The sequence below is a fragment of the Tenacibaculum profundi genome (assembly GCF_052050075.1).
GTDB lineage: Bacteria > Bacteroidota > Bacteroidia > Flavobacteriales > Flavobacteriaceae > Polaribacter.
This window is the reverse complement of record NZ_CP197225.1, coordinates 2,743,066-2,766,719: the sequence shown is the minus strand read 5'-3', so window position 1 is coordinate 2,766,719 and position 23,654 is coordinate 2,743,066. Positions and strand designations below refer to the sequence as shown.

The window sequence follows — 23,654 nt, the reverse complement described above, 5'->3', positions numbered from 1 at the left end:
TTTTAAAGGATACAGCAACCTTAATTCTGAATTGGTTATTTTCTATTAATATAAATCCAGCCAACTTTTGGTTTTTCTCCATTTCCTAGGTCTAACACATAGTAATAGGTACCAGAGGGGAGTCCTTCATCAACCTGAACATTTACACGTCCATTAGACTCTCCTTTCCAAGAATTATCGTATTGACTTTTACTATATACCGTGTTACCCCACCTATTGAATATTTCTAATCTGTTATTAGGATAATTTTCCAAACAATTGATGATAAGTGTATCATTTAAACCATCATTATTCGGTGTAAATTCATTGTAAACAACTACACAACTATCTAAACCAACTGCATCTCCAAAGACTTCATCATTTAAATCTGCACTATCAGAGATACCGTCACCATCAGCATCTGTTCCACTATCTGGCATTACCCCTGAACCACCACTATTAGGATCAGTTGGATCGGTATCATTCTCATCTGTGTTATCTCCATCTCCAAAGTTGGCATCATCTTGATCTGCTTCATCACTTATTCCATCTCCATCGGCATCGTCAACTATGCCATCTCCATCATTATCAGGGCCATCAACCATTCCATCTCCATTTTTATCTTCATTTCCACCTTCGTTAACGTCGTTAACTCCATCATCATCACTATCTAGATCTTTATAGTCTGGAACGCCGTCACTATCTGAATCAACAGTATCACCTTCACCTCCTGAACCTTCTCCATGATTATCTGGATCTGAATCTACGCTATCTGATATACCATCTTCATCGACATCTGAACCACCAGTATCATTACTATCTATAACTCCATCATTATTAGTATCTGCGTCTTTATTACCATTTTCAATAACATCGTTGATACCATCATTGTCACTATCTAAATCTTTATAATCTGGAACACCATCACCATCAGTATCTGGTTCCTCGTTTTCATCTACCGAATCATCTGCTTGTCCATCGTTATTATCATCTTTATATCCATCATCATTCGAATCGATAACTCCATCTCCGTTAGTATCTTGATCACCATTTCCACCCTCATCTACATCTAGGACACCATCATTATCACTATCTAAATCTAAATTATTTGGAATTCCATCACCATCTAAATCGCCCTCACCTTCCTCTGCATCTGGAATACCATCGTTGTCATCATCTAAATCGAGACTATCTGGTACGCCATCTCCGTCGGTGTCTGATGAATCGCCAAAGCCATCTAAGCCATCTACTGAATCAGGTATTCCATCACCATCTGAATCTGTCCCACTATCTGTTACAGTACCGTCTCCTCCGCTATTAGGATCTGTTGGGTCAGTATCATTTTCATCCGTATTACCGTTATCTCCAAAATTAGAATCATCTTCATCAACTTCATCTTTTATACCATCACCATCAGTATCTGGGCCATCAACCATACCATTTCCATCTTCATCTTCATTACCTCCTTCAGTAATATCATTCACTCCATCATCATCACTATCTAGATCTTGATAATCTGGTACACCATCACCATCTGAATCAACAGTATCACCTTCACCTCCTGAACCTTCGCCAAAATCGTTTGGATTTACATCAGCATCTATACTATCAGAAATCCCATCACCATCGGTATCAGCTCCTCCTGTATCACTCGAATCGATTACGCCATCATTATTAGTATCCTGACTTCCATTTCCATTCTCAATCACATCATTGATACCATCATTATCACTATCTAAATCTTTGTAATCCGGTACTCCATCGTTATCTGTGTCAGGTTCTTCATCTGCATCCACTGAATTATCAGCTTGTCCATCATTATTATTATCAGTGTAGCCTGTATCATTAGAATCAATAACACCATCTCCATTAGTATCTTGATCGCCATTTCCTCCTTCATCTACATCAAGGATACCATCATTATCACTATCTAAATCTAAACTATTAGGGATACCATCATTATCTAAATCTTCTGTACCTTCTTCCACATCAGGGATACCATCGTTGTCATCATCTAAATCTGCTACATCTGGAATTCCATCTCCATCTGTATCAGTTGCATCACCAAATACAGTGTCATCCCCATCTACACTATCCGCAATTCCGTCACCATCGGCATCCGTACCACTGTCCGGAACGGTACCATCTCCTCCACTGTCAGGATCAGTAGGATCTGAATCATTAACATCTGTATTTCCTGAATCTCCAAAATTAGAATCATCTTCATCAACTTCGTCTTTTATTCCGTCACCATCAGTATCAGGACCATCAACCATACCGTTTCCATCTTCATCCTCATTACCACCTTCAGTAATGTCATTTACGCCATCGTCATCGCTGTCTAGATCTTGATAATTTGGTACAGTATCTCCATCTGAGTCAACAGTATCTCCCTCACCTCCTGGACCTTCACCTATGTTATTAGGGTCCAAATTACCATCTACACTATCCGAAATACCATCGCCATCGGTATCAGCTCCTCCTGTATCATTCGAATCGATTACACCATCGTTATTCGTATCAGAAGTACCGTTTCCATTTTCAATAACGTCATTAATGCCGTCATTATCACTATCCAAATCTTTATAGTCAGGTATACTATCATTATCCGTATCAGGCTCTTCATCTACATCCACTGAATTATCAGCCTGTCCATCATTATCATTATCGGTATAACCTGTATCATTCGAATCAATAACACCATCTTCATTAGTGTCTTGATCACCATTCCCTCCTTCATCTACATCTAAAATACCATCATTATCGCTATCCAAATCAAGGAAATCTGGAATATTATCCCCATCAGTATCATCTATACCTTCAACTACATCAGGTATGCCATCATTATCGTCATCAACATCAATAGAATTTGGTATTCCATCATTATCTGTATCCTGACACCAATCAGAAGTTCCATTACTATCTGCATCTGGACCTACTTCTTGGAAATCTGAAGTGCCGTTAGCATCACTATCAATTGGCGTTGTATAACCATCACTACCTGTAACCGTTCCATTAGTTAGATCAATTCCTGTCCCATCAACCTCACCATCTGCGGGTGTCGTATCGGTATAACCCGCCTCCACAGCATCGTTACAACCATCACCATCTGAGTCTATCTCCTGACTATCAGGTATTCCATCTCCATCTGAATCTATTGGTGTTGTACCCTCTAGAGCATCATCCATACCATCATTGTCTGCATCAACTCCATCAGACATTCCATCATTATTAGTATCAGCAGCTCCATTCCCTCCTTCAACAATATCGAAAATACCATCATTATCACTGTCTAAATCTAAATAATCTAAAATGCCATCGCCATCACTATCAGCTGTCCCTTCTTCTATATCAGAAATACCGTCATTATCATCATCTAAATCTTCTGCATCAACTACCCCATCGTTATCACTATCCTGACACCAATCCATCGTTCCATTACTATCTGTATCTGGACCCGCTTCTTGGTAGTCTGAAGTACTGTTAGCATCACTATCTGCAGGTGTTGTATAACCATCACTACCTGTAACAGTACCATTTGTTAAATCAATTCCTGTTCCATCAACAATTCCATCAGCAGGTGCTGTATCGGTATAACCTGCTTCTACAGCATCGTTACATCCATCACCATCTGAATCTATCTCCTGACTATCAAGTATCCCATCTCCATCTGAATCTATTGGTGTTGTACCCTCTAGAGCATCATCCATACCATCATTGTCTGCATCAACTCCATCAGACATTCCATCAGTATTAGTATCAGCAGCTCCATTCCCTCCTTCAACAATATCGAAAATACCATCATTATCACTATCTAAATCTAAATAATCTAAAATGCCATCGCCATCACTATCAGATGTACCTTCTTCTACATCAGAAATACCATCATTATCATCATCTAAATCTTCTGCATCAACTACTCCATCATTATCATTATCCTGACACCAATCCATCGTTCCATTACTATCTGTATCTGGACCTACTTCTTGGAAATCTGAAGTACCGTTAGCATCGCTATCAATTGGCGTTGTATAACCATCACTACCTGTAACAGTACCATTTGTTAAATCGAAACCTGATCCATCAACAATTCCATCAGCAGGTGCTGTATCGGTATAACCTGCTTCTACAGCATCGTTACATCCATCACCATCTGAGTCTATCTCCTGACTATCAAGTATTCCATCTCCATCTGAATCTATTGGTGTTGTACCCTCTAGAGCATCATCCATACCATCATTGTCTGCATCAACTCCATCAGACATTCCATCATTATTAGTATCAGCAGCTCCATTCCCTCCTTCAACAATATCGAAAATACCATCATTATCACTGTCTAAATCTAAATAATCTAAAATACCATCGCCATCACTATCAGATGTCCCTTCTTCTACATCAGAAATACCATCATTATCGTCATCTAAATCTTCTGCATCAACTACCCCATCGTTATCACTATCCTGACACCAATCCATCGTTCCATTACTATCTGTATCTGGACCCACTTCTTGGAAATCTGAAGTACCGTTAGCATCGCTATCAATTGGCGTTGTATAACCATCACTACCTGTAACAGTACCATTTGTTAAATCGAAACCTGATCCATCAACAATTCCATCAGCAGGTGCTGTATCGGTATAACCTGCTTCTACAGCATCGTTACATCCATCACCATCTGAGTCTATCTCCTGACTATCAAGTATTCCATCTCCATCTGAATCTATTGGTGTTGTACCCTCTAGAGCATCATCCATACCATCATTGTCTGCATCAACTCCATCAGACATTCCATCAGTATTAGTATCAGAAGCTCCATTCCCTCCTTCAACAATATCGAAAATACCATCATTATCACTGTCTAAATCTAAATAATCTAAAATACCATCGCCATCACTATCAGCTGTCCCTTCTTCTACATCAGAAATACCATCATTATCGTCATCTAAATCAATAGAATTTGGTATTCCATCATTATCTGTATCCTGACACCAATCCATAGTTCCATTACCATCTACATCTGGACCTACTTCTTGGAAATCTGAAGTACTGTTGGCATCACTATCTGCAGGTGTTGTATAACCATCACTACCTGTAACAGTACCATTTGTTAAATCAATTCCTGTTCCATCAACAATTCCATCAGCAGGTGCTGTATCGGTATAACCTGCTTCTACAGCATCGTTACATCCATCACCATCTGAATCTATCTCCTGACTATCAGGTATTCCATCTCCATCTGAATCTATTGGTGTTGTACCCTCTAGAGCATCATCCATACCATCATTGTCTGCATCAACTCCATCAGACATTCCATCAGTATTAGTATCAGAAGCTCCATTCCCTCCTTCAACAATATCGAAAATACCATCATTATCACTATCTAAATCTAAATAATCTAAAATGCCATCGCCATCACTATCAGCTGTCCCTTCTTCTATATCAGAAATACCGTCATTATCATCATCTAAATCTTCTGCATCAACTACCCCATCGTTATCACTATCCTGACACCAATCCATCGTTCCATTACTATCTGTATCTGGACCCGCTTCTTGGTAGTCTGAAATACTGTTAGCATCACTATCTGCAGGTGTTGTATAACCATCACTACCTGTAACAGTACCATTTGTTAAATCAATTCCTGATCCATCAACAATTCCATCAGCAGGTGCTGTATCGGTATAACCTGCCTCTACAGCATCGTTACATCCATCGTCATCTGAATCTATCTCCTGACTATCAGGTATTCCATCTCCATCTGAATCTATTGGTGTTGTACCCTCTAGAGCATCATCCATACCATCATTGTCTGCATCAACTCCATCAGACATTCCATCATTATTAGTATCAGCAGCTCCATTCCCTCCTTCAACAATATCGAAAATACCATCATTATCACTGTCTAAATCTAAATAATCTAAAATGCCATCGCCATCACTATCAGACGTCCCTTCTTCTATATCAGAAATACCGTCATTATCATCATCTAAATCTTCTGCATCAACTACCCCATCGTTATCACTATCCTGACACCAATCCATCGTTCCATTACTATCTGTATCTGGACCCACTTCTTGGTAGTCTGAAATACTGTTAGCATCGCTATCTTCAGGTGTTGTATAACCATCACTACCTGTAACAGTACCATTTGTTAAATCAATTCCTGATCCGTCAACAATTCCATCAGCAGGTGCTGCATCGGTATAACCTGCCTCTACAGCATCGTTACATCCATCGTCATCTGAATCTATCTCCTGAGTATCAAGCAATCCATCTCCATCTGAATCTATTGGTGTTGTACCCTCTAGAGCATCATCCATACCATCATTGTCTGCATCAACTCCATCAGACATTCCATCAGTATTAGTATCAGAAGCTCCATTCCCTCCTTCAACAATATCGAAAATACCATCATTATCACTATCTAAATCTAAATAATCTAAAATGCCATCGCCTTCTGAATCTATTGGTGTTGTACCCTCTAGAGCATCATCCATACCATCATTGTCTGCATCAACTCCATCAGACATTCCATCATTGTTTATATCAGCAACTTCATTCCCACCTTCAACAATATCGAAAATACCATCATTATCACTATCTAAATCTAAATAATCTAAAATGCCATCGCCATCACTATCAGATGTCCCTTCTTCTGCATCAGAAATACCATCATTATCGTCATCTAAATCAATAGAATTTGGTATTCCATCATTATCTGTATCCTGACACCAATCCATAGTTCCATTACCATCTACATCTGGACCTACTTCTTGGAAGTCTGAAGTACTGTTGGCATCACTATCTGCAGGTGTTGTATAACCATCACTACCTGTAACAGTACCATTTGTTAAATCAATTCCTGATCCATCAACAATTCCATCAGCAGGTGCTGTATCGGTATAACCTGCCTCTACAGCATCGTTACATCCATCACCATCTGAATCTATCTCCTGACTATCAAGTATTCCATCTCCATCTGAATCTATTGGTGTTGTACCCTCTAGAGCATCATCCATACCATCATTGTCTGCATCAACTCCATCAGACATTCCATCATTATTAGTATCAGCAGCTCCATTCCCTCCTTCAACAATATCGAAAATACCATCATTATCACTGTCTAAATCTAAATAATCTAAAATGCCATCGCCATCACTATCAGCTGTCCCTTCTTCTATATCAGAAATACCGTCATTATCATCATCTAAATCTTCTGCATCAACTACCCCATCGTTATCACTATCCTGACACCAATCCATCGTTCCATTACTATCTGTATCTGGACCCGCTTCTTGGTAGTCTGAAGTACTGTTAGCATCACTATCTGCAGGTGTTGTATAACCATCACTACCTGTAACAGTACCATTTGTTAAATCAATTCCTGATCCATCAACAATTCCATCAGCAGGTGCTGTATCGGTATAACCTGCTTCTACAGCATCGTTACATCCATCACCATCTGAATCTATCTCCTGACTATCAAGTATTCCATCTCCATCTGAATCTATTGGTGTTGTACCCTCTAGAGCATCATCCATACCATCATTGTCTGCATCAACTCCATCAGACATTCCATCATTATTAGTATCAGCAGCTCCATTCCCTCCTTCAACAATATCGAAAATACCATCATTATCACTGTCTAAATCTAAATAATCTAAAATACCGTCACCATCACTATCAGATGTTCCTTCTTCTATATCAGAAATACCGTCATTATCATCATCTAAATCTTCTGCATCAACTACTCCATCGTTATCACTATCCTGACACCAATCCATCGTTCCATTACTATCTGTATCTGGACCTACTTCTTGGAAATCTGAAGTACCGTTAGCATCGCTATCTGCAGGTGTTGTATAACCATCACTACCTGTAACAGTACCATTTGTTAAATCAATTCCTGTTCCATCAACAATTCCATCAGCAGGTGCTGTATCGGTATAACCTGCTTCTACAGCATCGTTACATCCATCACCATCTGAATCTATCTCCTGACTATCAAGCATTCCATCTCCATCTGAATCTATTGGTGTTGTACCCTCTAGAGCATCATCCATACCATCATTGTCTGCATCAACTCCATCAGACATTCCATCATTATTAGTATCAGCAGCTCCATTCCCTCCTTCAACAATATCGAAAATACCATCATTATCACTGTCTAAATCTAAATAATCTAAAATACCATCGCCATCACTATCAGCTGTCCCTTCTTCTATATCAGAAATACCGTCATTATCATCATCTAAATCTTCTGCATCAACTACTCCATCGTTATCACTATCCTGACACCAATCCATCGTTCCATTACTATCTGTATCTGGACCTACTTCTTGGAAATCTGAAGTACCGTTAGCATCGCTATCAATTGGCGTTGTATAACCATCACTACCTGTAACAGTACCATTTGTTAAATCGAAACCTGATCCATCAACAATTCCATCAGCAGGTGCTGTATCGGTATAACCTGCTTCTACAGCATCGTTACATCCATCACCATCTGAGTCTATCTCCTGACTATCAAGTATCCCATCTCCATCTGAATCTATTGGTGTTGTACCCTCTAGAGCATCATCCATACCATCATTGTCTGCATCAACTCCATCAGACATTCCATCATTATTAGTATCAGCAGCTCCATTCCCTCCTTCAACAATATCGAAAATACCATCATTATCACTGTCTAAATCTAAATAATCTAAAATACCATCGCCATCACTATCAGATGTCCCTTCTTCTACATCAGAAATACCATCATTATCGTCATCTAAATCAATAGAATTTGGTATTCCATCATTATCTGTATCCTGACACCAATCCATAGTTCCATTACCATCTACATCTGGACCCACTTCTTGGAAATCTGAAGTACTGTTGGCATCACTATCTGCAGGTGTTGTATAACCATCACTACCTGTAACAGTACCATTTGTTAAATCAATTCCTGATCCATCAACAATTCCATCAGCAGGTGCTGTATCGGTATAACCTGCTTCTACAGCATCGTTACATCCATCACCATCTGAATCTATCTCCTGACTATCAAGTATCCCATCTCCATCTGAATCTATTGGTGTTGTACCCTCTAGAGCATCATCCATACCATCATTGTCTGCATCAACTCCATCAGACATTCCATCATTATTAGTATCAGCAGCTCCATTCCCTCCTTCAACAATATCGAAAATACCATCATTATCACTGTCTAAATCTAAATAATCTAAAATGCCATCGCCATCACTATCAGCTGTCCCTTCTTCTATATCAGAAATACCGTCATTATCATCATCTAAATCTTCTGCATCAACTACCCCATCGTTATCACTATCCTGACACCAATCCATCGTTCCATTACTATCTGTATCTGGACCCGCTTCTTGGTAGTCTGAAGTACTGTTAGCATCACTATCTGCAGGTGTTGTATAACCATCACTACCTGTAACAGTACCATTTGTTAAATCAATTCCTGTTCCATCAACAATTCCATCAGCAGGTGCTGTATCGGTATAACCTGCTTCTACAGCATCGTTACATCCATCACCATCTGAATCTATCTCCTGACTATCAAGTATTCCATCTCCATCTGAATCTATTGGTGTTGTACCCTCTAGAGCATCATCCATACCATCATTGTCTGCATCAACTCCATCAGACATTCCATCATTATTAGTATCAGCAGCTCCATTCCCTCCTTCAACAATATCGAAAATACCATCATTATCACTGTCTAAATCTAAATAATCTAAAATACCGTCACCATCACTATCAGATGTTCCTTCTTCTATATCAGAAATACCGTCATTATCATCATCTAAATCTTCTGCATCAACTACTCCATCGTTATCACTATCCTGACACCAATCCATCGTTCCATTACTATCTGTATCTGGACCCGCTTCTTGGAAATCTGAAGTACCGTTAGCATCGCTATCAATTGGCGTTGTATAACCATCACTACCTGTAACAGTACCATTTGTTAAATCGAAACCTGATCCATCAACAATTCCATCAGCAGGTGCTGTATCGGTATAACCTGCTTCTACAGCATCGTTACATCCATCACCATCTGAGTCTATCTCCTGACTATCAAGTATTCCATCTCCATCTGAATCTATTGGTGTTGTACCCTCTAGAGCATCATCCATACCATCATTGTCTGCATCAACTCCATCAGACATTCCATCATTATTAGTATCAGCAGCTCCATTCCCTCCTTCAACAATATCGAAAATACCATCATTATCACTGTCTAAATCTAAATAATCTAAAATACCATCGCCATCACTATCAGATGTCCCTTCTTCTACATCAGAAATACCATCATTATCGTCATCTAAATCTTCTGCATCAACTACCCCATCGTTATCACTATCCTGACACCAATCCATCGTTCCATTACTATCTGTATCTGGACCCGCTTCTTGGTAGTCCGAAGTACTGTTAGCATCACTATCTGCAGGTGTTGTATAACCATCACTACCTGTAACAGTACCATTTGTTAAATCAATTCCTGTTCCATCAACAATTCCATCAGCAGGTGCTGTATCGGTATAACCTGCTTCTACAGCATCGTTACATCCATCACCATCTGAATCTATCTCCTGACTATCAAGTATCCCATCTCCATCTGAATCTATTGGTGTTGTACCCTCTAGAGCATCATCCATACCATCATTGTCTGCATCAACTCCATCAGACATTCCATCAGTATTAGTATCAGCAGCTCCATTCCCTCCTTCAACAATATCGAAAATACCATCATTATCACTATCTAAATCTAAATAATCTAAAATGCCATCGCCTTCTGAATCTATTGGTGTTGTACCCTCTAGAGCATCATCCATACCATCATTGTCTGCATCAACTCCATCAGACATTCCATCATTATTAGTATCAGCAGCTCCATTCCCTCCTTCAACAATATCGAAAATACCATCATTATCACTGTCTAAATCTAAATAATTTAAAATGCCATCGCCATCACTATCAGATGTCCCTTCTTCTACATCAGAAATACCATCATTATCGTCATCTAAATCAATAGAATTTGGTATTCCATCATTATCTGTATCCTGACACCAATCCATAGTTCCATTACCATCTACATCTGGACCTACTTCTTGGAAATCTGAAGTACTGTTGGCATCACTATCTGCAGGTGTTGTATAACCATCACTACCTGTAACAGTACCATTTGTTAAATCAATTCCTGATCCATCAACAATTCCATCAGCAGGTGCTGTATCGGTATAACCTGCTTCTACAGCATCGTTACATCCATCACCATCTGAATCTATCTCCTGACTATCAAGTATCCCATCTCCATCTGAATCTATTGGTGTTGTACCCTCTAGAGCATCATCCATACCATCATTGTCTGCATCAACTCCATCAGACATTCCATCATTATTAGTATCAGCAGCTCCATTCCCTCCTTCAACAATATCGAAAATACCATCATTATCACTGTCTAAATCTAAATAATCTAAAATGCCATCGCCATCACTATCAGCTGTCCCTTCTTCTATATCAGAAATACCGTCATTATCGTCATCTAAATCTTCTGCATCAACTACTCCATCGTTATCACTATCCTGACACCAATCCATCGTTCCATTACTATCTGTATCTGGACCCACTTCTTGGTAGTCTGAAGTACTGTTAGCATCACTATCTGCAGGTGTTGTATAACCATCACTACCTGTAACAGTACCATTTGTTAAATCGAAACCTGATCCATCAACAATTCCATCAGCAGGTGCTGTATCGGTATAACCTGCCTCTACAGCATCATTACATCCATCACCATCTGAGTCTATCTCTAAACTATCTGGAACATCATCTCCATCACTATCCGTTGGATCGGTACTCTCTGCCACATCATCAACTCCGTTATTATTAGCATCCACAAACAATCCATCACTAATATCGATATCTCCATCTCCATCGGTGTCTCTTGATCCGACACCACTTTCAATAACATCATAAATACCATCATTATCACTATCCAAATCTCTATAATTTGGCGTACCATCACCATCGGTATCTGGACAGAATTTTTCATCTACAGAAAATCTAAAACCTTCCATATTGGCACCACCAACAGCTTCAATCGTAAACTGTGTTGCTCCTGTAGGAAAGACAACGTACCATTGTAAATTATTGTTATTCCATGCTCCATTTCCTCTATCAGTAGATACTGTCTGGGTAAAACTCCCACCGTTATTAATGGCTAATTCTCCTCCAGTACTATTCACTATTTGGTTTCCTGCTGGATCAAATACTTTTGCATTGCCATCTCCACCAACCCACGATATAGTATAAGTATTAAACTTAGAACCAAAATCTGCAGAAAAATCAGAAGTGGTCTTATCTACAAATCCAAAAAGTTTTAATTGCAGGTCTGACCCGACCGGTAAACTATTTATCTCGAATGTCGCTGATAAATCCCAATCAGGACTATTCCCGTTATAAACGTAATATAGTTCATCATTATCTGTTGTGCCAGAGGACGCAACAACACCACCTGTTTGCGTCATCGTCCAATTAGCCACTCCATTTGAGTTTGGTAGGCTGAACGTACCTCCTGCCTGTGAGTCAAAAACAAAACTCGCTGGAGTTGTTTGACATTCATCTGAGTCTAAAATTCCATCATTATCACTATCGTCATCACATTGATCTACGATACCATCATTGTCAATATCTGTAAAACCAGAAACATTGACATCACAACATGTAGTACTATCATTGACATCTGTTACAGCAGAATTAGTAGCTTGCCCTACAGATTGATCAACATCGTTGGGTATTCCTGTCGTTAAATTAACCGAAGCAAAAACACCAGATGGGGCATTAGCAATAGTAAAAGTTCCGGCAGCCTCTAAAGCATCAAAACAACCATCATTATCACTATCGGTATCTAAATAATTAAATATTCCATCATTATCTGAGTCACACAACAACCTGAAACCAAAAGCAACAGCTTGAAGGCCTCCTTGGTTTATATTCACATTAATTTCCGTTGTATTCTTAGAAGCATAAATAGAGGTTCCTGTTTGGGTCTCATTAACAATTAAAGTTTTCGTTCCCTCACCACTAAAACCACCGGTTCCTCCTCCTCCTGACTCAACAAAACGCCAAACCTCTCCATTTGTAATAAAAATAGTATTTTCCTGAGCTCCTGCCGCGGTCTCTTCTGCGTCAAAAACCAATAATTCAAGAGGATATGGATTTCCTGATATAGTTGCTGTAAATGTTATTGTAAATGAAACGTCTGCACCATTAACACTTGAATAAAATGCTTCATTAGTTCCAGGTGTATCATATAAATTTTGAAACTTAGCTGCTGGAAAAGTACTTAAATCTTGAGACACGAAAGAAGAAGTGTCACCTACTGCATTTGATATAGTAGCAACTACTGTAACGCCATTAGAGAGATTAAAAGTTTGTGAATCCCCATCTTGAATTCCGTTTATAAAGTCTGCCCCATCCCAGTTAAAAATATAAAATTTATCTTGATTAACACCTAATCCTGATTCCGAATTTGCAACTTCTGGTTGATCACAATAAGCTTCGGAAACATCTAATATACCGTCATTATCATTATCTAAATCACATGAATTTGCAACACCATCACCGTCTGCATCATCAAAACCAGAAACTAATGGATCACAACAAGCTGAATTAGGGTCAGCATCTGTAACTGCCGCTTCTGTAGCTTGCCCTGCTCCTCCGTTAACAGTATTAGGAACTCCATTTGAATTTACATTATTGCTAGGAAAAGATCCTGAAGGCACGGCAGTATGGACAAACCCTCCTGAGGTTTCTAAAATATCATAACATCCATCACCATCACTATCTACATCTAAATGATCAAGAATTCCATCTCTATCTGTATCACATAGCCTTAGCTCTATAAAATACTGATTATTTCCATTTCCTCCGTTAGAAAACACCTCAACACTCTGAACGCCTGGGTTTTCTGAAGTCCACTCAAAAGGTTGACCGTTACTTGTTTCCGATCCTCCTGTAGGGTTTTCAGCAACAAATGTATTTCCTTGGCTTTTAAGCACAAAATCACCGACTAAACTAGTCGATGTAAATTTAAATCTTTCTCCATTAGTCGCTATAAATCCATCTTGACTCCCTTGAGCCAAAGCACCTGCATGTGCTACTTTCATATATGCCAAACTTGCATAAGGACCTGAGAAAGTAAAAGTAGCATTCCCTGTAGCATCATTGGCTTTCCATGCTCCCGCAGATGAGTTTACTGAAGCATTGGTTATTGTTACAAAAAGGCTACCTAACGGTAAATTAAAAACACCACTAACATCTTCATTGACGACATTATAACCAGTTTGGTTTGATGTTGGAGGATTACTGGATATATCTGCTGGTTTTAGTCTTACAAAAGCACATTCCTCGTCATCAAGAATTCCATCATTATCATCATCTAAATCACAGACGTCAGCCACATTATCTCCATCAAAATCAACTGCGCTAGAAACTGTAGAATCACAACACGCAGAACTATCTAAAGGGCTCGTCACAGCAGGTATTGTAGCTTGTCCTGAACCACCATTAACTGCAGTTGGCACTCCATTTGCATTGACACTTCCAACTGGAAAAGACCCATTTACTAATTGTCCGATGTTAAAAACTCCTTGCCCTGCCTCTAATGCATCATAACATCCATCATTATCACTATCTACATCTTGATGATCCGGTATACCATCTAAATCTGTATCTACTCCGGTACAAGCAGTTACCGCAAATTCTATACCATCTTGAGTTCCTGATCCTGGACCTGCTGGATCCATTGGAAAAGATAGTGTAAAGGTAGAAAGGGTACCATTAATTTGTACTGACCCTGCTGCCGTCCCACTAGGGTCATCTAATGTACTTTCAGCAACATGGTTCACACCCCCTGTACCTGCTCCTGAGTCTCTAGCAGTTGTGTTAGTAGTGCCAAAATCACTAGTCCCAGCTAGTTCATTCCATGTCAGCGGATTTCCATCTACAGTAGTCCCACTAAGTGTAACTAATGCAGAATTTTGTGTGTTATCACCATTTCTACCTCCAATCCTATCCATGTGCAATATAGGATTGGTAACCTCAACGGGCACCCCATTAATATCTTCAAAACCAACAATTAATGAATTTCCAAAATCAAAGACTCCACTTAAGGAAGGGGACCCCGCCCATGATGGGTCGGACCAAAAGTTCTGATTATTAAAGTTATTTGAAGACCATAAACTAGCATTGGTAACAGTTTTTGTAAACCTTACAACCACACCTCCTCCTAAATTATAAGTTGCTACATTAGAAGAAACTATTGTCCAAACTCCAGTTTGGGCCTGCACACTACACTGTCCTTCATTAACATCTAAAATACCATCATTATCATCATCTGAATCTTGAAAATTTGAGATACTATCACCATCTTTATCTTGGAGATTATGATTATATGACTTTATATTAAATTGCTTGACTTTATTTCCTCCTATTTCTAAATTCCAATCTCCATCAATACCAGTAATATTGGAAGATGCAGCTATATGTATATTTAAATTTTCTTTTAAAAATTTGACTGCATTATTCCCCTTTTCACCCGAGCCAAAATTACAACCATAAATACTAATCGACTCGATACTTTCTATATCAATATCTAAGTTTTGAAACCAATTAAGAATTCCTTTTTTATCAAGCCATTTACCATCAATCAAAAGTCTTCCTGGTTCTCCATGAGAAAAAATCAAAAATCTTTTATCATTTTTTTCGGAACATTCTGAAAGATTAGCTTCTTCATCAAAGAAGGATTTTATAATATTCTTATCCTTAATAGCATCATCAATAAAAAGTAAATTATGAATATTGTTAGTCAGTTTGTCAACTCCAGAACTGAATGAATTTACTTCATTGGATTTATTACTAAAACAAATCTCTCCTGATTTTATTAATAGAATAAAAATAAACAGCACTGTACTTAAACTATTTATTTTCAGACACGAAAAGTATTTTTTCTTCATAATCAAGGGGTAAAAATTATTTTTTAACTATACATCAAAGTTTTTGTTAAGCACAAAAACCAAAAAATCTTATGTAATAATGAAACCGGTGCACTCATGTGCAAAAAAAGAATACCACAACTTAGACACAACTACGAATTCAAAAAAAATAAATCACGCAATGTATTCAAGCAATTAAAAACAAATATGTTTTTAAAACACAGAAATATGATTCAAAGAATAACAGAATTGTCTTCAGAATTTTTCAGGTTTGGAATTTCTCATTTTAATAGGGGTTTTATTATATCTTTTATCAACAATTCTTCACTCTTAAAAAAGAATTATTGTGTATTTTAATATTTTATCTGAATAATTCTTCACTCTTAAAAAAGAATTATTGTTTATCTAAAGTTTTTCTTTTCAAAAACTTTAACTTTTCATTAACGCTAATATATGTAATTAACATAGATTAACAAATTTTTTTCTTATTAATTTCGACCAAACAAGTCGAAATTAACGTTTAGCAGTAACTGATAAAGCACGAACTACTTTATACTTCACGCTCAGCCTTTATTTCTTCATAAGCCTTTTGAATCTGCTCAAATTTTTTCTTTGCTTCTTTTATATGCTCCTCTCCTAAGCCTACTAATTTATCAGGATGATACTTTTTAACCATTCTTCGATAAGCCTTCTTTACCTCTCCATCGGTTGACTCTTTAGAGACTCCTAAAGTTGCGTAGGCATTTTCAGTTTTCAACAAAAAACTTGATTTAATTGAGTTGAAATCTCCTTCACCTACACGGAAATAAAAAGCTATTCTTGCTATCACTTCCTCTTCACTTACTTTTATTTCACCGTCTGAATAAGCAATTCCAAATAAAAAGTGAATTAACTGTAATCTAGACGAATGTGACATATACTTCCTTATTTGTAAGCAAACCTGCCTCAAAGAAACATCTCTTTTTACAATTCCATTAAAAAGTTTAAAAGCATTATTAGCTCTTTCTTTTCCATAAAGCCTAATAAAATAATGCCTTACAAAATCTAACTCTTTTTTATCTACATTTCCATCTGCCTTAATAACCAAAGATGAGAGGATAAGTAAACTAATTTCAAAATCACCCGAATGCGCATTATTTTTTGATCTGCTTTTATCATAACTACTTTTTTCTCGCTCTCTTTCCAAGTCTTCTATCGAAATTCCATCTATAAAACTCCCCACGACGAAGCCTACAACAGCCCCTATAGGACCTCCTAATGTGAATCCTGCACCAGCACCTAACCATTTAGCAAACTTACTCATGTATTTTTTTTGCAAATATACTATTATTTCATTTTCAAAAGATTAAACTTTTTACGCTTTTCAAAATGTTTATTTTTTTGAAACCCTACCAATAATAATAAGAAAAATTTATTTAAAATATTTAAAAAATAACAAAAAACTATCAAAAAAAACACTGTAAACAACCTTTTAAGAGTCCTAAAACAAAAATACATACAAATACATACCACACGTAAAAAGAACTCTAAAAACCGCCTAAAATAGTTTTTTTGTTTTTTCAATATGAATAAAAACAATTATCTTTGCACAAAACTTAATTTATGTATCCAGAAGAATTAGTAAAACCGATGAGAGATGAATTAATCGAAGTGGGTTTTAACGCTTTATATACTGCTGCTGATGTGGACAATGCATTGGCAAAAAAAGGAACTACCTTAGTCGTTGTTAATTCAGTTTGTGGTTGTGCTGCAGGAACAGCAAGACCAGGAGCTATGGCTTCGTTAGGAGCTGATAAAGTACCCGATAACTTAACCACTGTTTTTGCTGGTGTTGAAAAGGAATCAACCGCAAAAGCACGTGAATACATGATTCCTTTCCCTCCTTCTTCACCAGCAATCGCTTTATTTAAAGACGGAAAATTAGTCCATATGCTAGAACGTCATCATATTGAAGGAAGATCAGCGCAAGCTATTGCCCAAAATTTAGCCGCAGCGTATGATGAATACTGTTAAAAAATATTACGATCTATATTGATAGATAGATTGAATTCTTGAAATCCACTAATTTTAGTGGATTTTTTTATTTTTACTTAACAATAGAAATTAAATATTCTAATACCTTTGTTGAAATTTCAATTTGGAATAATTTCTATACACCTGAAATTAGCGTTCCCCATATAAATAAATTTATGACCAAAAAGTTTAAAATTGACGGTATAGATAAAATTATAATAAAACGACTTGTTAAGGATGCAAGAACACCTGTATTAAGTATTGCGCGCGAAGTTGGTATTTCTGGTGCAGCCATTCATCAACGACTAAGGAAACTGGAAGACTCTGACCTTATTGATGGCTATAGAATGACACTGAACCCCAAAAGTCTAGGTTACAATACAACCGCTTTCGTAGGGGTATTTTTAGATTCCTCAAGTTTATATTCATCTGCTATAAAAAGATTAAAAGAAATTCCCGAAATTGTTGAAAGCCATTATACAACTGGTAATTATGCTATTTTTATAAAAATAATGTGTAAAAACAACGAAGACCTAATGCACTTATTAAACAAAGACATTCAAACAATTAAAGGCGTTTCAAGAACAGAAACCTTTATCTCTTTAGACCAACAAATTAACAGACAAATTAAAATTTAAATGAACGATTTTATTTTTTACTTTAAAATGGGCCTTTATCATGTATTAGATCTTAAAGGCTATGATCACATTCTTTTTTTAATAGTACTTGCAGTCGTTTATCAGTTTAAACAATGGAAAAAAGTTTTATGGCTTATCACTCTATTCACAATTGGACACTCCATTACGCTAACTTTAGCTGTATTTGGTATCTTAAATGTTCGGTCTGATTGGATAGAATTCTTGATACCTTTAACTATATTCATAACAGGTTTAATGAATATTATGACTGCAAAAAAAGCTTCTGTAGGAAAGGAAAATCAAAATTTATTTTTCGCTTTATTTTTTGGCTTAATTCATGGATTAGGTTTTTCAAACTATTTTAAAATAATGATTGGAAAAACCAGTAGTAAACTAATACCTTTATTAGAGTTTGCTGTTGGGGTAGAAGCCGCACAAATTATAATAGTTGTTGGTATTTTACTTATTGGAACATTAGCTCAATCAATTTTAGGTGTAAATAGAAGAGATTGGATACTTGTAACTTCTTCAATTGTTGTTGGCTTTGCTTTACAAATGATGTTTAACCGGGTATTTTGGTAATTTGACTTTTACACAAAAGCTCTTTTAACTTAAAAACATAAACAATCTGTAAAACTGAACTTTACCATACTTGTTTTATATTTTTGTTAACCTTATTTTACATATCTTAGCCTAACTTGTATATGCCTTAAATTTTGAATAAAAAACAACTGAAATACGACAAAGCTTACTTAAAAATGGCTAGAGAATGGGGACAACTATCTCATTGTGATAGAAAAAAAGTAGGTGCACTTATTGTAAAAGACAGAATGATTATTTCCGATGGCTACAATGGTACTCCGTCAGGATTTGAAAATCATTGTGAAGATGAGAGTGGATATACAAAATGGTATGTTCTTCATGCAGAAGCAAATGCTATTTTAAAAGTAGCAAGCTCAACACAGTCATGTGCTGGAGCAACTTTATACATAACACTCTCTCCATGTCAACAATGTAGTAAATTAATCCATCAAGCAGGAATAAAAAGAGTCGTATATGCTGACGCATATAAAGACCCCTCTGGTTTAAACTTTCTTGAAAAAGCAGGAGTTAAATTGACACATCTACCTTATGAACAAGAATAATTTACCTATTTACTTTTCAATTGCCGTTATATTCGGAATACTTATTGGTACCTTTTTTAATAATGGAAAATCTTATTCTTCCATTACGAAAAGAACTTCAAGTAATGAACAAAAAATACGACGACTTATTGAGTACATTCAGAGCGATTATGTTGACACGGTAAACACAGACCAATTATTAGACAATGCTATTGCTGAAATGCTGGATAAATTAGACCCACATTCTGTATATATCCCAAAGGAAAATCTCCAATCAGTTACTGAAAATATGCAAGGCAATTTTGTAGGAATCGGTATTCAGTTCAGAATGAAAGGAGATACCATAACAGTTGTTGATGCCATAAAAGGAGGTCCTAGTATAAAGGTTGGTATAAAGGCTGGAGATCGAATTCTAATGTCAGACAATGATACTTTATACGGAAAAAAAATAAAGTCTAGTGAAATCTTAAAAAAATTAAAAGGAAAACCAAACACTAAAGTTAATCTTCAAATATACCGCAAAACAAATGACAGTCTTTTTAATATAGATATCACAAGAGGAAAAGTTAATATTAAAAGTGTTGATATCGCCTATATGCTAAACGAAAACATAGGATACATTAAAGTAAATCGTTTTGCTAGAAATACTTATAGAGAATTCAAGACTTCCTTAGACACATTACTTACAAAAGGAATGGAAACCTTAGTTTTAGACTTAAGAAATAATGGTGGAGGTTTTATTGATATTGCCAATAAGTTAGTTGACGAGTTTTTGGAAGACGACAAACTTATTGTATACACAAAAAATAATAAAGGAGTTATAAATAAGTCGTTTGCAACAAATAGAGGTAGTTTCGAAAATGGAAAACTTTATGTTTTGATTGACGAAAACTCGGCATCTGCATCAGAAATAGTAGCTGGAGCTATTCAGGATAATGACAAGGGAATCATTATAGGTAGACGATCTTTCGGAAAAGGTTTAGTGCAACAAGAAATGGATTTGGGTGACGGCTCTGCTATTCGACTAACTACCGCACGTTATTACACTCCTACAGGTCGATCAATTCAAAAACCATACAAAAAGAATAAAAAAAGTTCGAATTACAGAGAAGACATAGAAAACCGCTTCTATAATGGAGAACTTTTTAATAAAGACAGCATTAAAACAACAGATAGCTTACAATTTAAAACCCCAAAAGGAAAAATTGTCTATGGTGGTGGTGGAATTATACCTGATGTTTTTGTTCCAATTGACACTACCTCTAATATTTCTACTTTTATTTTTATACCATTACAAAACTTTGCTTTTGATTATGTTGATAATAATCGTGCTACATTAAACACCCTATCAATTGATGAATTTATAAAAACATTTGATAGTAATCGTGAAGTTTCTGAACTCTTTTTCTCTAAAATAAAAGATTTTAAACTTTCTAATAAAAGAAAATCCAAAATAAGAAATAGCCTAAAAACAGTAATCGCAAGAGATCTTTTTAATGACGAGGGACTCTACAAGCTTAGCGAAAAAGATGATAAAATGATCCAAAAAGTACTTAAACTTGAAAAACAAACAAAAAACTTGCCTTAGAGCAAGTTTTTTTTATTTAAAAAAAACTACCTTATATGTAACCTTTTCAATTTTTAATTGTTTTAAAGATAACAACCGATCAAAATCAAGACTTTTGAAAAATTTTACAGATGAAGAACTTATGCTGAAAGTAGCCAATGGTGATCTTAACAAATTGTCTACGCTCTTTGACAGATACCATATTCGTTTATATAATTTTTTCAATAAAATGATAAAAGACAAAACAATTAGTGAAGATTTAACGCAAGAGGTATTCATGAAAATACTAAAAAGTAGACACACCTATAAAAACGGAAATTTTACTTCTTGGATATTCACTATTGCTCGAAATAGTTTTACTAATCATTATCAAAAAAACAAACGTGAAAGAGTTCATTTATTAAACGATGACATTTACAACCATACAGAAACTACCAACAACAAAACCGAAGACAATATAAATCATTTAAAAAATGCCCTTTTACAACTTTCTAAAAATGATAGAGAATTAATTGTAATGCATCGTTTTCAAGAAATTAAATATGAGCAAATAGCTGAAATAACAGGAGCATCTGTAGGCTCAATAAAGGTTAAAATGCATCGAGCAATAAAAAAGCTAAAAACTATTTATTTTCAACAACTTTGAAAAACAAAGAAATATGGATTGTAACAATGTTCAAAAATTATTAGTTAACTACTTAGATGGCGATTTAGCCAACAATGAACTTTCTAAGTTTGAAGCACATATTAAAACCTGTCATAGTTGTACTAAAGAGTTAAAAGAATATAAAGAGCTTTTTTTGACTATTTCTGACGTTAAAATGACTGCACCCAGCCAAAGGTTAACGTCAAATTTCAATAAACTATTACTTGAAGAAGTTAATAAAAACAAAATTACTCCTTTAACTTCAAAAATAGAATGGAAAACCCATATAAGAATTGCCGCAAGTATTCTTATCATTTTTAGCACATTTCTTTTAGGTTGGTATCAAGGAAATAACAACACAACGATTACTAGCGAAATTAACACCAAAGAAAAGAAAGACTTTTTAAGCTTAATCAATAGTGAATCAGCTAGCAAAAGAATTCTAGCTGTAGAGAATTCAAAAAATTTCCCTAAAGAAAGTATCAGAATTATAGAGGTGATCATTAGCAAATTATTTCATGATAAAAATACCAACGTGCGCTTAGCTGCAGCAGAGGCCCTTTCAAAATTTTCATCGCTAGAGATCGTTAAATCCTCTCTTACAAAAGCATTAGAATCTGAAAATGAACCAATTATACAGATAGAGCTTATCCAAATATTAACGAACATCCAGGAAAAGAGAGCACTTATGCCTATGAAAAAATTATTAGAAAATAAAGACACACCCAATTATGTAAAACAAGAACTACAACTTAACATCGCTAAGTTTTTGTAGGAAATAACTAAGAAAAATATGAAAAAATTAAGTTTACTAATAGCATTATTCGTTTTATATCCTTTATACGCACAAAATAAAGAATACACTCACAACTTACAAGAAATAAAAAAAGTACAAATACAATCGAATACCCCAATAAAAGTAGTTGGAGTAGATACTAAAAATTTAACTCTTTCTTTTTTACAAAAAAATAAAAACAATGAATTATTCGACTCAAAAATATCTTTAATAAAATCAAAAAAAAAGGATAAAAAAGCAGGACTTACTGCCATATTTCCTGGAGGTAAAGACGACACTAATGGCTTTGGATTTTCCGTAGAGAAGACCAATAATATATTGCATCTGAATGATCTAAAATCACGTTATGCTGAATCTATTATTATAAAGATACCTAAGAGCCTAAACTTTTCAATTGAATCAAAAAAATTTGCAGATATTACTATTGTTGGATTTTCTTCAGAAATTGAAGCCAAATCAAATATTGGAGAAATTAATATGAAAAATATTACTGGTCCCATTACTGTAAATTCAAAAATTGGCGGTATCAATATTGAATTTTCAACTATAAATCAATCCTCTCCTACAACAATAAGTTCCTCAATCGGAGAAATAGATGTTAGTTTGCCTTCTACTACAAACGCTGATTTGGATATCAAAACAAACGGTACTGTTTACTCTAACTTTAACTTTAAAAAACCTACCAAAGAAGAGCTTTCTGCGAATAATGAAAATAGAAAAATAAAAGGCTCTATAAACAAGGGAGGCGTAAAAATTAGCTTAAAATCTTCTCAGGGAAATATCTACTTAAGAAGAAAGTAAAATCAAAGAACACCGCTTAATTCAGGTTATTTTGACTTATATATTAGTTATTATAAACTATAATACTAAAACACTTA

The 23,654-nt window shown here is 35.9% G+C and carries 10 protein-coding genes; 8 read left to right on the top strand and 2 right to left on the bottom strand.

What is annotated here, in order from left to right; genetic code table 11:
- Nucleotides 1–35: 35 nt before the first annotated feature.
- Together ACSIGE_RS11220 and ACSIGE_RS11215 are read right to left on the bottom strand one after the other, a co-directional pair.
- Nucleotides 36–16,013: a gliding motility-associated C-terminal domain-containing protein gene (locus ACSIGE_RS11220; protein ID WP_440879961.1), complete on the bottom strand. Its 15,978-nt coding sequence runs from the start codon at nucleotides 16,011–16,013 to the stop codon at nucleotides 36–38.
- Nucleotides 16,014–16,542: 529 nt separating this feature from the next.
- Nucleotides 16,543–17,295, bottom strand: a complete 753-nt coding sequence (locus tag ACSIGE_RS11215; RefSeq protein WP_440879960.1) for a TerB family tellurite resistance protein — start codon at nucleotides 17,293–17,295, stop codon at nucleotides 16,543–16,545.
- A gap of 299 nt (nucleotides 17,296–17,594) precedes the next feature.
- Between ACSIGE_RS11215 and ACSIGE_RS11210 the strand changes: the two genes are divergently transcribed.
- The 8 genes from ACSIGE_RS11210 to ACSIGE_RS11175 all read left to right on the top strand — a co-directional run bounded on the left by ACSIGE_RS11210 (nucleotide 17,595) and on the right by ACSIGE_RS11175 (nucleotide 23,577).
- Nucleotides 17,595–18,005, top strand: a complete 411-nt coding sequence (locus tag ACSIGE_RS11210) for a BrxA/BrxB family bacilliredoxin (RefSeq protein WP_440879959.1) — start codon at nucleotides 17,595–17,597, stop codon at nucleotides 18,003–18,005.
- Between the two features lie 176 nt (nucleotides 18,006–18,181).
- Nucleotides 18,182–18,643: an Lrp/AsnC ligand binding domain-containing protein gene (locus tag ACSIGE_RS11205; RefSeq protein ID WP_440879958.1), complete on the top strand. Its 462-nt coding sequence runs from the start codon at nucleotides 18,182–18,184 to the stop codon at nucleotides 18,641–18,643.
- A complete protein-coding gene (locus ACSIGE_RS11200; protein ID WP_440879957.1) occupies nucleotides 18,644–19,225 on the top strand; it encodes a HupE/UreJ family protein in 582 nt (193 codons plus the stop codon).
- Between the two features lie 131 nt (nucleotides 19,226–19,356).
- Entirely contained in the window at nucleotides 19,357–19,788 is a 432-nt protein-coding gene (locus tag ACSIGE_RS11195; RefSeq protein WP_440882213.1) for a deoxycytidylate deaminase, read from the top strand.
- Nucleotides 19,775–21,355, top strand: coding sequence for a S41 family peptidase (locus tag ACSIGE_RS11190; RefSeq protein ID WP_440879956.1), 1,581 nt, complete (start codon nucleotides 19,775–19,777; stop codon nucleotides 21,353–21,355). Before ACSIGE_RS11195 ends, ACSIGE_RS11190 begins: the two co-directional genes overlap by 14 nt.
- A gap of 94 nt (nucleotides 21,356–21,449) precedes the next feature.
- A complete protein-coding gene (locus ACSIGE_RS11185) occupies nucleotides 21,450–21,980 on the top strand; it encodes an RNA polymerase sigma factor (RefSeq protein WP_440879955.1) in 531 nt (176 codons plus the stop codon).
- Nucleotides 21,981–21,993: 13 nt separating this feature from the next.
- Nucleotides 21,994–22,755, top strand: coding sequence for a HEAT repeat domain-containing protein (locus ACSIGE_RS11180; RefSeq protein WP_440879954.1), 762 nt, complete (start codon nucleotides 21,994–21,996; stop codon nucleotides 22,753–22,755).
- A gap of 18 nt (nucleotides 22,756–22,773) precedes the next feature.
- Complete coding sequence (locus tag ACSIGE_RS11175) at nucleotides 22,774–23,577, top strand: DUF4097 family beta strand repeat-containing protein (RefSeq protein ID WP_440879953.1); 804 nt, start codon at nucleotides 22,774–22,776, stop codon at nucleotides 23,575–23,577.
- The last annotated feature ends 77 nt before the right edge of the window (nucleotides 23,578–23,654 follow it).

Coding starts and splice junctions, on each gene's coding strand:
- ACSIGE_RS11205 (WP_440879958.1), top strand. CDS start 18,182: ATGACCAAAAAGTTTAAAATTGACGGTATAGATAAAATTATAATAAAA.
- ACSIGE_RS11190 (WP_440879956.1), top strand. CDS start 19,775: ATGAACAAGAATAATTTACCTATTTACTTTTCAATTGCCGTTATATTC.
- ACSIGE_RS11180 (WP_440879954.1), top strand. CDS start 21,994: ATGGATTGTAACAATGTTCAAAAATTATTAGTTAACTACTTAGATGGC.
- ACSIGE_RS11200 (WP_440879957.1), top strand. CDS start 18,644: ATGAACGATTTTATTTTTTACTTTAAAATGGGCCTTTATCATGTATTA.
- ACSIGE_RS11215 (WP_440879960.1), bottom strand. CDS start 17,295: ATGAGTAAGTTTGCTAAATGGTTAGGTGCTGGTGCAGGATTCACATTA.
- ACSIGE_RS11175 (WP_440879953.1), top strand. CDS start 22,774: ATGAAAAAATTAAGTTTACTAATAGCATTATTCGTTTTATATCCTTTA.
- ACSIGE_RS11210 (WP_440879959.1), top strand. CDS start 17,595: ATGTATCCAGAAGAATTAGTAAAACCGATGAGAGATGAATTAATCGAA.
- ACSIGE_RS11220 (WP_440879961.1), bottom strand. CDS start 16,013: ATGAAGAAAAAATACTTTTCGTGTCTGAAAATAAATAGTTTAAGTACA.